The organism is Deinococcus sp. YIM 77859 (assembly GCF_000745175.1).
Classification (GTDB): domain Bacteria; phylum Deinococcota; class Deinococci; order Deinococcales; family Deinococcaceae; genus Deinococcus.
Genome location: NZ_JQNI01000002.1, coordinates 1,056,265 through 1,069,858, shown reverse-complemented (window position 1 = coordinate 1,069,858; position 13,594 = coordinate 1,056,265). Strand labels below are relative to the sequence as shown.

Genomic DNA, 13,594 nt, shown 5'->3' with positions numbered 1-13,594 from the left:
TTTTTCGCCTGCTCTTTTGAGGTCTATGACCAACGCGTGACCAACCGGCCTAATTTACGACCCTGGGCCGCCCCCCGGTCAGCTCGCTCAGGTTGACCGCCCACTCTTCATGCTCGCTCTGGTAGACCGTCCGGTACACGTCTGCAGTGAAGGACGGGCGCGAGTGCCCCAGCTTCTCGCTGACCACCTCCAGCGGCACCCCACGGCGCAGCATCAGGGACGCGTGCGTGTGGCGCAGGCCGTGCACCGTCACGGGCCTAATCTTCGCCTCTTCGCAGAGCTTGTGCAGGTAGCGGCCCAGGTTCTCCGGGTTCAGCCGGACGCCTGATATGCCCGTGAAGACATAGCCGGTGTCGGTCCAGAGGCGCTTCCTCTGGTAGTCCTTCGCGTGCCCCGGTACCGGCCCAGCGGTCAGCGCCTCCCGTTCAAAGGCCTGCAGGTCACGCTGACGGCGCAGGCAGCCCAGGCCCTCGCTGGAGAGATGCACCCGTCGCGCACTCTTCGCCGTCTTTGGGGTGCTCACCTGCACGGCTCCATTGATCGACACCAGATTCTCCCGAATGTGGATGACGCCCCCCTCTAGGTCGACGTGCTCCCACTTCAGGCCGCACGCTTCGCCCCGGCGTAGGCCGGTGTGCAGCATGAATTCAAAGATCAGCCCCCAGCGGCTCGCCTGCAGCACGGGAAGCAGCGTAGCGACCTCTTCCGCTGTCAGCGCCTTATCGACCGGCGCAGTCTGCCGCCGCACCGGAGAGGGCCGCACCACAGCAGAAGGGTCACGCATCACCAGCTCTAGGCGCAGCGCCTCAGCGAAGGCCCCATGCAGGACGTTGTGCACCTGACGCTGCATGGAATCGCCCAGCCCCGCCCCGGTCAGGTGGGCATAGAGCGCCCGGAGGTCAGCGGGTCGCACTTCCTGCAGGCGCTTCCGGCCCAGGTGGGGCGTGATGTGCAGGTCGATCAACTTCCGGTAGTTGTGCCGCGTCTTCGCGGCCAGCCCCGCTTCCTTGCCCCCCAGCCACCGCTCCAGCCACTCGCCCAGGGTCACGCGGGCAGGCGCGGCTACCCCGCCCCGCAGGTGATCCGCCTGGGCCTGGGTCATCGCGGCCCAGGCCGCCTTCTCTGTGGGGGCCGTGCCGCTCTTGCGCATGGGCGTGCCGTCCGGCTTCAGACCAACCGTGATCCTCCAGCGCCACTTCCCGCTCGGAAGTTGGTCGATGGTGCCGCGCCCGTTGCCGTTCTTCGCCTTGTCGACCCTCTTGGCCCGTGCCATAGCCTCACGCTTCCTTCCTGGGCACGGCGACCAACTCCAGGCCCAGCGCGTCTAGGACTCTCTGCCAGCTCTCCGGCACCGCCCCCACGCGTCCGGCCAGAAGCCGCTGCACGTTGGGCTGGGCCATTCCAACCAACTCCCCCAGCTCTGTCTGGGTCAGCCCCTGCTCTTGCATACGCTCCCGGACCGCCCGCCGCACCTGTTCATTCATTCCAGTCATTCTTATATCACCCGTTGACATGGTATGTCATAAAGTGATATGTTTCAAGCAGCAGAGAGGGCGGGCCTGCCCGTGGGCGTGACATTTTCCGACATTTTCCGACGTAAAAAAGAAGCATCCCCACCGCCTGCCCCTGGGCGTCTCACCCGGCCACCTCCCCCACCTCGCGGGCGAGACTCGCCCACCATCGACAATTCGCCGCGCCCCACCTGAAAGCCGTCATGAGGGCCGCTGTGGGCATCTCGCACTCACTCAGCGCCCGGTCGAAGTCTGCCGCCCACGCTTCGAGCTGCTCAGCCGCCCCCACCGGGGCGAGGGGCAAGAGGTCATCCTCTGCCACCTCATCCGCCGCGCTGATCCAGTCGAGAAAGTGCCCATACTCGGCGCTCACGCGGTAGGGCTTCAACGCTTCCGCCACCGCGTCTAGCTGTTCCTGGGGGGCGTCTCTCAGCTCACACAGCGTCTCCCGGTCTGCCTGAGAGAGCCGCCCCCATGCCCGGTCAACCGTGGCCCGCTGCGCTTCCACCCGCGCCGCCTTCGCCTGCTCTGCGGCCAGCTCCAGCGCCGCGAGACGCTTCCGCCGGGTCATGCCGCCCCCCGCGCCGTGACTGCCTGGCGCAGGTCTTCAGGCAGGGCCAGGGCCACCAGGCGGGCGAGTCTGCCGCGCCGGGTCACAGTGCCCCCCCCAGGCCCAGGCCGTCGACGTAATCCACCAGGATTCGCAGCCGCCCACGCGGGCAGGGGGGCAGGTCAGCGAAGGCCACCGCCTCCCCCTGCCCCAGCTTGCGCCGGTAAGCACCGGGCCGGTCTTCGACCATCCACCAGACTTCGACGCCGCCCGCACCCTGCCGCGCCTCCAACTCCCGTAACCGCCTGCGAAGGGTCATGCCGCCCCCCTGCCCACGCGGGGGCCTGGGCCTTCCTGGGCGATCTCCAGGGCCGCGATACGGGCCTCCAGCTCTCCCACTTCGACGAGCTTCGCGTAACTGCTTGCCCCCTGGCTGACCGCGTGCACGGCCTTCAGGGTTAGGGCCGGGTCGTCTTCCTCCAGCAGCTCAGCGGCCCTCTGGAGTGCCCGCCACAGCAGCGCCCGCGCATCTTCGAGGGTGCCAGGCTTTCCGCGCCGCTTGCGTCTCTTCGCTTGCCGTGCTTCGACCGGATCAGGGTTAGGCATGGTGCCCTCCTATAGAGAGGGGGGGGTTAGCCCCCCTGGAATGTCTCAGCAGACCTGCAGCACGGCAAAGAGCGCCCGCGCTGGCCTGTCTGAGAGGGGCTTATGGGTGGTCATCTGCGCCGCTTCCAGCCGCGTCCGGCATGGGCCGCGCATTCATGGAGGGGCGTGGTCATGACCGGCGCGTCAGGGTTGCCGTCATACCACCCGTGGGCACGTCGACCCAGGGGACAGAGGCCGTCGCCGTATTCGTCCGGCCCCTGCCAGTGAGTGCAGGAAGCGCAGCGCCCCGGCTGGAGCTGAAGCACGGCGGCATTCAACCGCCCGTCAGGGAGTCGGGTGACTGCAGGCGCGGCCCCGGCTGGAATCGGGGCGGGCACCCCCACCCCCCCACCGTCAGAACCGTCAGAAGGGGCAGCGACAACGGGGCACGGGGGCCGGGGTGGGGCTTTTGTCGGTTTTAGCGGTGGGGGGGGCGGGGTCTGCCGCCGTTTTTCGGTAGCTCCGCATTTTGAAGGTGGTCACGCTTCACCCCCCGTCAGCTCCGGGTGCAGGCGCAGCACTTCCGCCGGTCGCCCGCCCGTCTCTACGACTTCGACCTGCACCCATCCCCATTCGGTCAGGGCGCTCAGGGCCAGCCCCAATTCCTCATCCTTCAGCCCGGCCCACTCCTTCCGGCGCAGGGCATACAGCCGGTCCCCATCCCTGACCGCGCCCGCCTTGATCTTGTCGACGAGGGCATAGGCCGGGGCGTGGAAGCCCCCTACTTCGACCGCGTACACCTTCCGGGCGTGCAACTCCAGGAACTCAGCCCAGTTGAGGGCCAGCTCCAGCGCATCGATGGACACGGGCGGCAGTGTGGCCGGGTCCGGGTGGGCCTGGGCCACTTCGACCAGATGAAAGATCAGGGCCAGCGAGGGCACCAGGGAGCGGTATTTGCCCAGGTGTGATTCAAACGCGGGAGAGTCGACCAACTCCCCACCCCGGAGGCGGTTCTCCAGGGTGTCGCGCCACTCCCTGAAGACGGCCTGGGCCTCGTCGGTAAAGGTCAGCGTGACCGGCTCCGCTGACCGGCGCAGGGTGTCCAGCGCCTCATACACCGCAAAGGCGCGGGCCTTCGCCTGGGGGTCTGCCGGGTGGCCCCGGCGTACCCATTTGGGCATCCCGTCCGGGTAGATCAGAAGCTGGAACCGCTGCAGTAAGCCCACGTCACCGGCAGTCCCGGCGCGGCTCCGTCTCAGGAATTGTTGCATCGGCCCCGGCTGGATCATGCCGACCACGGCCAGACAGAGGTGATCCACTCGCACGGTGCCCCGGCCTATGCGGTCGAAGTCATAGGAGCCGTCGCCGTTCCAACTGGTGAGGAAGAAGCCCCGTGCTTCCGCGTTCTCTTCGCGGCTCATGTGGTCGATCCACCCGGCCAGCTCATCCCGCACCATCGTCAGGCCGCGTGGGTTCTCCCCCAGAAGCTCGCCCAGCTTCTCATACGTGACGTTGTTGACCACGTACCGGGTAGCGACGGGCGCGGCCTCCCGCAGTTCTTCCCGCAGTTTCCGGAGGGCGTCAAGGTCGAGTGATCCCCCTTTGGTTCGGGCCGCTTTCTTGATCTGCTCTTCCTGGGCCTTCAGAGACTCCAGGCGTAATTCCCGGTCGATCTCCCCGTCTCGGAACTCATCGCGGGCGCGGTTCTCTAGCGCCTGCAGTGGCTCCAGCGCCCGGTCTAGCTGCATGCTTTTCAGGGCGCTGGGGCGCAGCACCACACCGCCCCAGAGGTTAGGCGTGACGATCCAATCCCCCAGGCCCTCCGGGTCGATCCGTACAGAGCGCCCGATCAGCCCGGAGAGGCCAACCACGGCGGGCGCGGCCATACCCTCCAGGGGGACACAGGCCAGCTCTGCCGCGTCGACGAGCCACCCCCTTAGCGCGGGGGGCAGCATCTCCGGGGGCATGGTGGGCACGGGCGGCAGCTTTGGCGGCAAGGGCTGACGCGGGCCCCATTCCAGGGCAGGCGCGGCCTGCCTGGGGCCTACGCGGATGCCTTCGCCGTCGACAGGGGAGAGGCCCAGCTCCTCTGCCGCTGCCTTCACTGCCGCTCTGTAGTCGCCGCTGTGCTCATACAGGCGGTACAGGTCGAAGGGTTCCTGCAGGTGGGCCGCGTCCGGGGTATCGGCAAGGGGGTCATTGCTGGAGTGATGGTAGGAGCACAGCACCCCGCGTGCGTTCTCCAGCAACTTCACGTCACGGCCTGACGCATCCTCACCGGGCCGCGTGTAGCGGTCGCCGTCCCGTGTGTACCCGTAGCGGGTCAGCATCTCGTGAATGTCGTACCGGGCGTTAAAGGCCTGGATCACGTCGCCCTGCTCCGGGGGGGCGGGCGTGGGACGCTTGAGCCGGGGGGGAGGGGGAGGCGCAGGCCTGGGGGCGTGGGCCTGGGCCAGCGCCTCCAGGGATTCACGGGGCGTCACTGCGCCCGCGTCGATGTACCAGACTTCGACCGGCAGAGGCCGCGCCGGATTCTTCAGGTTGCGGCCACCGGGCACCCGAAAAATGCGCTGGGCGTCGACTGTCTTCGTGTCTGCCCCATATTCCGGGCCGTACTCGGCAACCAGGGCGCGGTTATAGCGTTCGGTGTCTTCCAGGGTCGACCGGGCCGGACGTGCCCAGTACACCTGCAGGCCGTGCCCGGAGTAGACCACCAGGCGCACCGGGAGGCCCAGCGCCTCTGCCTTTGCCAGCACGTCACGGCAGAGCACCTGGGCAGCCTCCCGCAGTTCCTCCGGGGTCATGTTCAGCACGTCCGTCCGACCGCCCGTGTAGGGCGTCCCCTTCAGGTCGAAGTCGACCCATTGAAGGTGCGTCGGGAGGCAGTTCTCCTTGCTGCCCCCACTGGAGTCTTTGCGGAGGCTGATCCCGAAGTACACCTGTTGCCCTGCCGGGGCCTGCTCCAGCGTGAAGAGGTCCGGGTGCCCGTCGAAGATGGGCCACGGCATGAAGACCCGTTTGCCAGAGGGCAGGAAGCGGAACTCTACCGCCCCCTTCGCCTCTGCGCCGCCGTACAGCACGGTCAGGAACTCCAGGGGGGGCAGGTGGGCCGGGGCCTCTGGGGAGGCGGTCAGAGCGGAGGCGGTCACGCGTCCCCCTGCAGGCCCAGATCCTCTAGACTGTCTGCAGCGCCCGCCCGCGCTGCCCCTGCCCCGCCGTCCCGGTCACGGCGGGGCATTAGTTGGCCCCCGTGCTCTGTGCCGCCGTGTATGCCTCCAGTGCCTCACGGGGAATGCGGATGACCTTCGCGCCGATCTTCACAGCGCGAAGTCGACCGGCGCGAATCTCTTTGTAAACCAGGGCCGGGTGTACGCCCAGGTAGGCGGCAGCATCCGGCACGCTCAGGAACGCGGGCACGATGGGCGAAGACACGCCCAGCTCTTCAGGGTTGATCGCAGTCAAAGGGAAACACCTTCCAACTACACCCGCAGGTCAGCGGGGGAGAACTTCAGCCAGTGGCGAAAGTTCTCTAGTTGGTCGGTGCGGTCGGTTGGACCTGGGGCCGGTAGTCGATGGGCCGGGGCCGCTTCAGGCGCGTGGGCCGTGCTGCAGGCAGAGGCCGTGCCCAGAGCCGCTTCAAGCGGCGCTCTTCGCGCTTAACGGCGGTCAGGGCCTCTTCGAAGGTCAGGCCCGCTTCCTGGGCCTCCAGGTGCTTGAGCGCCCGCCAGAGGTGCCGGTGAAGGTGGAAGAGGTCGAAGGCGAAGGCCTGCAGCATGGCGCGGGCCTGGGCGTCATCCTGTGCCCCCAGGCGCTCGGCAAGCTCTGCCGTTCGTACCTGTCGACCAGCCGCAACCTGGGCGGCATACCAGCGCCTTACGGCCCGCTGGGTATCCCAGTGGGCACGGTAGGCCTTCTGCGCTTCATGGTCGATGCGTTCCCGTTCCTCTTCAGGGATGCGCGGTTGGAACCCTCCCAGGGTCCACATGGGAAGGTCTAGCGCGTCGTACCAGTTCCGCATGGATTCAACGCCCAGCTCATGCCGCAGCTCATCACGCTCAAGCTCGCGGTATTCACGCGAGGAACGCTTAGGAGCTGAGCCGACCGCAAACATGTATCAGAAGATAACACACCGTCCGTGACTCAGCGCAACGTAACCGCACATAGCAGGCATGACCAACCGTGACCAACGCGTGACCAACCCATCCGTTACGGTGCGTTATCCAGAGCGCACAAGCGGGCGCGGTCGATAGGGGAGAATGCCCTCCAGAGCGGTCAATTTGGGAAGATGCGTAGGGGTCCGTTCCCTGCCATAAATCACGTCTAGGCCAGTTTGCAAGCGGAGGGTCAAGAGTTCGAATCTCTTTGCCTCCACCAAGAAAAACACCGCTCTGGGCGGTGTTTCTTTTTTTGCCCCGAGCGGCTTCCCGTCCCCAAAACAGGGCGTGATGCACGGGACACGGCGGGGCGGCCCTGCGCAGTGGACCGTTGCTCTGGGCCGCCGCAGGGCAGTACTGGGTGCGGGACAAGAGCCCGGAATGGGCCGCCGTGTTAGCCTCATGCCCGTGATCCTCTTGTGATGCTTGCGGTGATCGGTGTCGGCCTGCTCGCCGGGGTGCTGGGGGCGATTCTGGGCCTGGGCGGCGGTGTGGTGGTCGTTCCCGCGCTGGAATTCGTGCTTCCGCACTTCGGGCGCGACATCACCATCGGGCAGGCGGTGGCGGTCTCACAGATCGGGGTGCTGGCGGTGGGCTTGAGCGGCGCGGCCAGCTACCTGCAACAGGGCCTGGTGCGTGCCCGCACAGGGTACCTGCTTTCGCCCTACACCATCATCGGCGGGGCAATCGGTAGCTTTCTGGGGCTGGTTTTGCCGGCGCGGGCGGTCGCCACGGTCTTTGCGCTGCTGCTGCTGTATTCGGCCTACAACCTGCTTCGCGGGCTGAAGCGGGTGGAGGTCGAGCGGCCACCGAGCCGCCTGGTACCGCCTGCCATGACCTTTGCCGGCATCATGAGTGGCCTGTTGGGCATCGGTGGGGGCACGGTGCAGGTGCCGGTGCTCAACCTGCTGGCGGGGGTTCCTATCCGGCAGGCGATCGCCACCTCGACCTTCATCATGGGGCTGACCGCCGTCGGAAACGCCTTGGTCTACCAGGCAGGCGGGCTGCTGGACGTGCGCCTTGCCGCTGGGGTCGCGCTGGGTGTGCTTGTCGGGGCGCGTGCCGGAGCCGGGCTACAAAGCCGCATTCCCGCTGCGGGGCTCAAGCTGTTTTTCAGCGTGCTGCTGGTCTTGACCGCCGGTCAGCTTCTCTGGAAATACTGGGGGCACACGTGAGCCCCGAGCGCAAAAGCGACACCGAACTCGCTGGGCTTCCCGCCTGGCTCTATCCCCTCGGGTTCTGGGTGGCGGTGGTCCTGTTGGCCCTGGGGGTGCTGTTTCCAAAGCTCGCTGCGGGCGGGGTGGCCTGGGTCGGCCTGGTGCCCGTTCTGGCCGCGGTGTGGGTGGCGGTGGGTGCCTGGAAGCGTGACCGCCGCCTGAGCCTCGCCGCGCTCGCGGCGCTGGGAGGGCTCGCCGTGGTGTATGGGGTCAAGAGCTTGCTGTAGAGCGGCCACCCGCAAGAAACGCCCGTCATGATGGCGGGCGCTTCAGCATCCAGCCGCGTCTCCTTGCGGCTCCGGCAAGCACGGTTGAACGAGCTGACCTCTACTGTACGGGCAGCGCCCACCTCTTTCCAGGCCCGCTAAAGAACGGCTCAAGGCACAAAGGCACCTGGGCCAAGCCCTGCGGCCCCAGTGGACAAACGCCCCGAACAGTCTTAAAATTTGGACTGAGTTCAAGATTTACCCTGCTGGAGGTTGCATGAAGAATCAGCCGTACCGCATTCAACGGGCCGCCGTGATCGGCGCGGGCGTGATGGGGGCTGCCATCGCCGCTCAGCTCGCCAACGCGGGCATTCCGGTCCTGCTCCTCGACATCGTGCTGCCCGATCAGCCTGACCGCAACTTTCTGGCCAAGCAGGGGATTCAGCGGGCGCTCAAGGCCCGGCCTGCCGCCTTTATGGACGAAAGCCGCGCTGCGCTGATCACCCCGGGCAACCTCGAAGATGACCTGAAGAAACTCAAGGACGCCGACTGGATTCTCGAGGCCATCATCGAGAAGCTCGACGCCAAGCGTGACCTGTGGGCAAAGGTGGAGGGGGTCGCCAAAAAGACGGCCATCATCAGCTCCAACTCCAGCGGCATCCCGATGCACCTCCAGATCGAGGGCCGCTCGGAAGAGTTCCAGCGCCGTTTTGTGGGGGCGCACTTCTTCAACCCGCCGCGCTACCTGCACCTCCTCGAAGTCATCCCCACCCCCAAGACCGACCCCGAGGTGCTCAGGGCGTTTGTGGCGTTCGGGGAACATGTCCTGGGCAAGGGCATCGTGATCGCCAACGACGTGCCCGGCTTCGTCGCCAACCGCATCGGCGTGTACGGCATCGTCCGCGCGATGCGGCATATGGAACGCACCGGCCTGACCCCCGACGAGGTGGACCAGCTCACCGGCCCCGTCTTGGGCCGTGCCAAGAGTGCCACTTTCCGCACCGCTGATCTCTCGGGCCTGGACATCATCTCCCACGTGGCGAATGACCTGAACCGGGCCACCCCGGAGGACGAAGACTTCAGCCTGCCGGAGTTCTTCCGCCGGATGGTCGAGGAGAAGAGGTTTTTGGGGGACAAGACCGGCAGCGGCTTCTACAAGAAGACAAAGGACGAGAAGGGCAAGACGAAGATCCTCAGCCTCAACCTTGAGACGCTGGAGTATGAAGACCGCGGCAAGGTGAAGGTACCCCTGGTCGAGAGCGTCAAGAATCTGCCCCTTGATCAGCGCGTCAAGGCCCTCTACCACGCCGAAGGCAAGGAGGGCGACTTCCTGCGCGGCGTGATGAACGACGGCTTTTGGTACGCCGCCAAGATGGCCGGGCACGTCAGTGAGCGCCTGCCGGATATCGATCACGCCCTGAAGTGGGGCTTCGGCTGGGAACAGGGCCCCTTCGAGACGATGGACACGCTGGGCGTTCAGGCCGTGATCGCCCGTCTGGAAGCGGAAGGCCGCACCCTCCCGCCCCTGCTCCAGCGGATGAAGGAGACGGGCCGCGAGCGGTTCTATCAAGATGGCGAGGTCGTGACCCCCACGGGCGAGCCGACGCGGTATGAGGCGCCGTACTTCATCCTCAAGGATCTGAAAAAGGACGCCACGAAGGTGGTCAAGAAGCGCCCCGGCGCGAGCGTGGTGGACCTTGGAGACGGCGTGCTGCTCGTCGAGTGGCACGCGAAGATGAACGCCCTCGGGGAAGACCAGCTCCGCGCCGTACAGGACGCACACCGGCTCGTGCAGGAGATGGGCTACGCGGGCTTGGTGCTGGGCAACCAGGGCGAGAACTTCAGCGCGGGGGCAAACCTGCCCCTGATCCTCTCGCAGGCGCAGGATGAGGAATGGGACGAGCTCGACAGCGCCATTCGGCAGTTCCAGCAGATGACCACCTCCATGCGCTTTTCGCCGCATCCCACCGTTGCGGCGCCCTTTGGCCTCGCGCTCGGCGGCGGCTGTGAGTTTTCCATCCATGCTGACCACATCGTTGCCAGCGCAGAACTGTATATGGGCCTGGTGGAAGTCGGCGTAGGTCTGATTCCTGCCGGTGGGGGCACCAAGGAGATGCTGCTGCGCTTCACCGACCAGCTGCAGCCGGGCCAGCCGCTCTTGCCGGCTGTGCAGCGCGCCTTTGAACTCATCGGCACCGCCAAGGTGTCCACGAGTGCGCTGGAGGCCCGCAAGCTCGGCTTCCTGCGCGACCACGACACGGTTGTGATGAATAAACACCACGTTATCGAGGAGGCCAAGCGGATGGTGCTGGCGCTGGCACCGGGGTACATCCAGCCCACGCCCCGCCAGGACATCCCGGTGATGGGGGATGCGGCGATCGCCGCCGTCAAGATGGCGCTGTACGGGATGCGTGAAGGCGGCTACGTCAGCGAGTACGACACGGTGGTCGCCACAGAGCTCGCCCGCGTCCTTTCCGGCGGTACGGGCAACAACCGGAATGCCAAGGTCAGCGAGGAGCATCTGCTCGACCTGGAACGCGAAGCCTTCCTGACGCTGCTGGGCAAGAAGGGGACGCAAGACCGCATCGCTCACATGCTCAAGACCGGCAAGCCGCTGCGCAACTGACGGCAGGAGGCGGGCGGGCGCGGCACCGATCGGAACTTCACTCGTTGTCGAATGCAGTCGAGAGGCTCACGCTATGAAGGGGGTGGCTGGCGCCTGGGCTGCCTCGCGGGCCAGAACCCCTTCCCGCTCAACCGCCAACCTTACCGTCTGCAGCAGTGCTGGTCGCCGCAAGCCGCCTCTGCCTTCTGCAACAAAGGAGAACATCCGTGAGAGACGCTTTTATCGTTTCCGCCGTTCGGACCCCGGTGGGCCGCGGCGTCAAAGGTACCCTCGCCAACACCCGCCCCGATGACCTTGCCGCCCTCGTCCTCGATGAGGCGGTGAAGCGCGCGGGCGTAGATCCGGCGATCGTCGAGGACGTCTACCTGGGCTGCGCGATTCCCGAGGCCGAGCAGGGGCTGAATATCGCCCGCCTCGCGGCGCTGCGGGCCGGTATGCCCGACTCGGTCGGCGGCGTGACGATCAACCGCTTCTGCTCCAGCGGCCTCCAGACCATCGCGATGGCCGCGGCAGCCATTCAGACCGGGCAGGCGGACGTGATGCTGGCCGGGGGCGTGGAGAGCATGAGCATGGTGCCCATGACCGGCCACAACCCCAGCCCCAACCCTGACCTGGTGGACACGCGCCCCGGCGCGTACATCGGCATGGGCCTGACCGCCGAGAACGTGGCCGCCAAGTACGGCATCAGCCGCGAGGATCAGGACCGCTTCGCGCTGCAAAGCCACCAGAAGGCGGCTGCGGCTCGCAACGCCGGGAAGTTCAAGGAGGAGGTCGTGCCCGTGCCCGTCCGCAAGGATACGGTGAAGGGGACCAAGGTCAAATCCGAGACGGTCCTGTTTGACACCGACGAGCTGATTCGCGACGACGCCAACTTGGAAGACATGGCGAAGGTGCGCCCGGCCTTTAAGCAGGGCGGTTCTGTCAGCGCCGCCAACTCCAGCCCCTTCTCGGACGGTGCGGCCGCCGTGCTGCTCATGAGCGGCGAGAAGGTGCAGGAACTCGGTGTAAAGCCCTTGGCGAAGTTTCTGGGCTTTGCGGTCGCGGGCGTCGAGCCCGAGCTGATGGGCATCGGGCCGGTCAAGGCGATTCCCAAGGTGCTGGCCCAAACCGGGCTGACCCTAGAGGACATCGACCTGATCGAGCTCAACGAAGCTTTTGCCGCCCAGAGCCTCGCCGTCGTCCGCGAGCTTGGCCTTCCCGAGGAGAAGCTGAACGTGAATGGCGGCGCGATTGCCCTCGGCCATCCGCTGGGCTGCTCTGGGGCCAAGCTCACCACCACCGCCATCTATGAGCTGCGGCGACGCGGTGGCGGCAAGGCGCTGATCACCATGTGCATCGGCGGCGGCATGGGCGCAGCGGGCGTGATCGAGGTCTATCCGGCCGAGGAAGCCGGGCAGAGCGAGCAGGCGGCCGACTGAAGACGGAACAGGGGCGGCTTTGGGGCGTGACAGGAAAGAACCTGCGCGCCCCTTTTCGTGCGCTACCCTGCCTCGCGATGCCCGACCCTGTGACGGCCCCTCCTGCCCGCCCCCGCCTGCGCCTGCGCGTGACGGCGGCTGCCGAAGCGCAGCTGCGCGGCGGTCACCCCTGGCTGTATGCGTCCAGCGTGCGTGAGCAGAACCGCGAGGGGGAGGCGGGTGAACTCGCCGTGGTGTATGACCGCCGTGACCGCTTTCTGGCCATCGGCCTGTACGACCCCACCTCGCCGCTGCGACTGCGGGTGCTGCACGTGGGGCTACCGGTGACCGTGGACAAGGCGTGGTGGCGGGCGCGGCGCGATACGGCTCTGCTGCGCCGCGCGGCCCTCTTCGGCCCGGAGACGGACGGCTACCGTCTTCTGAACGGCGAGTCGGACGGCTTTCCCGGGGCGGTGGTGGACCGCTACGCGCAGACGCTGGTCCTGAAGCTCTACACGGCGGCGTGGTTCCCGCAGCTCCCCCTGCTTCTCGCCCTGCTGGCAGAGCGCTTTCCCGGTTTTCGCGTGGTGCTGCGCCTCAGCCGCAACATCGCGTCGCTGGCGGGAGAGGCCGGGCTCCACGATGGTCAGACGCTGGTGGGTGACGAGCCGGACGGCCCAGTTCTCTTCCGCGAGTCCGGCATCCGCTTTGAGGCCGATGTGGTGCGCGGGCAGAAGACAGGCTTTTTCCTCGACCAGCGCGAGAACCGCCGCCGGGTGGAGGGGCTCTCGCGGGGACGGCGGGTGCTCAACGCCTTTTCCTTTTCCGGGGGCTTCTCGCTGTACGCGGCCAGGGGTGGGGCGCGGGAGGTCGTCAGCCTCGACCTCAGCGCCCATGCCCTGGCCAGCGCGGCGCGAAACTTCGCCCTCAACCCTGGCCTCAGCGCGCCGCACGAGACGGTGCAGGCCGACGCCTTCACCTGGCTCTCCCAGACGCGGCGCGAGTTTGACCTCATCGTTCTTGATCCGCCGTCCCTGGCACGGCGGGAAGTGGAACGGGCGGGGGCTCTTCGCGCGTACGGGAGGCTGGCCGCAGATGGCCTGCGCCGCTTGGCACCGGGTGGCGTGTTGGTAAGTGCCTCGTGCAGCGCCCACGTCAGCGCGCAGGAGTTTTTCGAGGCGGTGCGGGGTGCGGCGCGGCGCAGCGGCCGCAAGTGGCGCGAGCTGCGGACCAGCCGCCACGCTCCCGACCACCACGCGAGTTTTCCTGAGGCCGAGTACCTCAAGGCGATCGTTCTGCACCTGGACTAGCCTGTAAGAGGCTTGTGAGCGCGCCTTTGTACCGTGAG

At 67.0% G+C, this 13,594-nt stretch carries 13 protein-coding genes and 1 tRNA gene; 6 read left to right on the top strand and 8 right to left on the bottom strand.

The genetic code is table 11. The features are described from left to right. Positions 1 to 49 precede the first annotated feature (49 nt). The 8 genes from EI73_RS05380 to EI73_RS05345 form a co-directional block, all read right to left on the bottom strand. Entirely contained in the window at positions 50 to 1,273 is a 1,224-nt protein-coding gene (locus EI73_RS05380; protein ID WP_051935420.1) for a tyrosine-type recombinase/integrase, read from the bottom strand. Positions 1,274 to 1,277: 4 nt separating this feature from the next. After that, positions 1,278 to 1,484, bottom strand: a complete 207-nt coding sequence (locus EI73_RS05375; RefSeq protein WP_231557291.1) for a helix-turn-helix domain-containing protein — start codon at positions 1,482 to 1,484, stop codon at positions 1,278 to 1,280. A gap of 151 nt (positions 1,485 to 1,635) precedes the next feature. Continuing rightward, on the bottom strand, positions 1,636 to 2,082 hold the full coding sequence (locus EI73_RS05370; RefSeq protein ID WP_034384882.1) for a hypothetical protein: 447 nt from the start codon (positions 2,080 to 2,082) through the stop codon (positions 1,636 to 1,638). Positions 2,083 to 2,164: 82 nt separating this feature from the next. Further along, positions 2,165 to 2,380: a hypothetical protein gene (locus tag EI73_RS05365; protein WP_156103466.1), complete on the bottom strand. Its 216-nt coding sequence runs from the start codon at positions 2,378 to 2,380 to the stop codon at positions 2,165 to 2,167. Beyond that, positions 2,377 to 2,667, bottom strand: a complete 291-nt coding sequence (locus EI73_RS05360; RefSeq protein ID WP_034384880.1) for a hypothetical protein — start codon at positions 2,665 to 2,667, stop codon at positions 2,377 to 2,379. Before EI73_RS05360 ends, EI73_RS05365 begins: the two co-directional genes overlap by 4 nt. A 518-nt stretch (positions 2,668 to 3,185) precedes the next feature. Further along, positions 3,186 to 5,795 (bottom strand): YfjI family protein, encoded by a 2,610-nt coding sequence (locus EI73_RS05355; protein ID WP_034384878.1) that lies wholly within the window; start codon positions 5,793 to 5,795, stop codon positions 3,186 to 3,188. An 88-nt stretch (positions 5,796 to 5,883) separates the two neighbouring features. Beyond that, positions 5,884 to 6,108 carry a helix-turn-helix domain-containing protein gene (locus EI73_RS05350; RefSeq protein WP_034384876.1) on the bottom strand — a complete coding sequence of 75 codons (225 nt, stop codon included), beginning with the start codon at positions 6,106 to 6,108 and terminating at the stop codon, positions 5,884 to 5,886. Positions 6,109 to 6,175: 67 nt separating this feature from the next. After that, complete coding sequence (locus EI73_RS05345) at positions 6,176 to 6,757, bottom strand: hypothetical protein (RefSeq protein ID WP_034384874.1); 582 nt, start codon at positions 6,755 to 6,757, stop codon at positions 6,176 to 6,178. Between the two features lie 139 nt (positions 6,758 to 6,896). Between EI73_RS05345 and EI73_RS16225 the strand changes: the two genes are divergently transcribed. The 6 genes from EI73_RS16225 (at position 6,897) to EI73_RS05320 (ending at position 13,556) form a co-directional block, all read left to right on the top strand. Continuing rightward, positions 6,897 to 7,020, top strand: a tRNA-OTHER gene (locus EI73_RS16225). A 202-nt stretch (positions 7,021 to 7,222) separates the two neighbouring features. Then, positions 7,223 to 7,975 carry a sulfite exporter TauE/SafE family protein gene (locus EI73_RS05340; protein ID WP_034384873.1) on the top strand — a complete coding sequence of 251 codons (753 nt, stop codon included), beginning with the start codon at positions 7,223 to 7,225 and terminating at the stop codon, positions 7,973 to 7,975. After that, the gene (locus tag EI73_RS05335; RefSeq protein ID WP_034384871.1) at positions 7,972 to 8,244 is read left to right on the top strand and encodes a hypothetical protein; all 273 of its coding nucleotides are present in this window, start codon (positions 7,972 to 7,974) and stop codon (positions 8,242 to 8,244) included. Before EI73_RS05340 ends, EI73_RS05335 begins: the two co-directional genes overlap by 4 nt. Positions 8,245 to 8,500: 256 nt before the next feature. Continuing rightward, positions 8,501 to 10,849, top strand: a complete 2,349-nt coding sequence (locus tag EI73_RS05330) for a 3-hydroxyacyl-CoA dehydrogenase/enoyl-CoA hydratase family protein (protein WP_034384870.1) — start codon at positions 8,501 to 8,503, stop codon at positions 10,847 to 10,849. Between the two features lie 206 nt (positions 10,850 to 11,055). Then, positions 11,056 to 12,267 (top strand): thiolase family protein, encoded by a 1,212-nt coding sequence (locus EI73_RS05325; protein WP_034384869.1) that lies wholly within the window; start codon positions 11,056 to 11,058, stop codon positions 12,265 to 12,267. Between the two features lie 77 nt (positions 12,268 to 12,344). Beyond that, positions 12,345 to 13,556, top strand: a complete 1,212-nt coding sequence (locus tag EI73_RS05320; protein WP_034387780.1) for a 23S rRNA (cytosine(2499)-C(5))-methyltransferase — start codon at positions 12,345 to 12,347, stop codon at positions 13,554 to 13,556. Positions 13,557 to 13,594 lie beyond the last annotated feature (38 nt).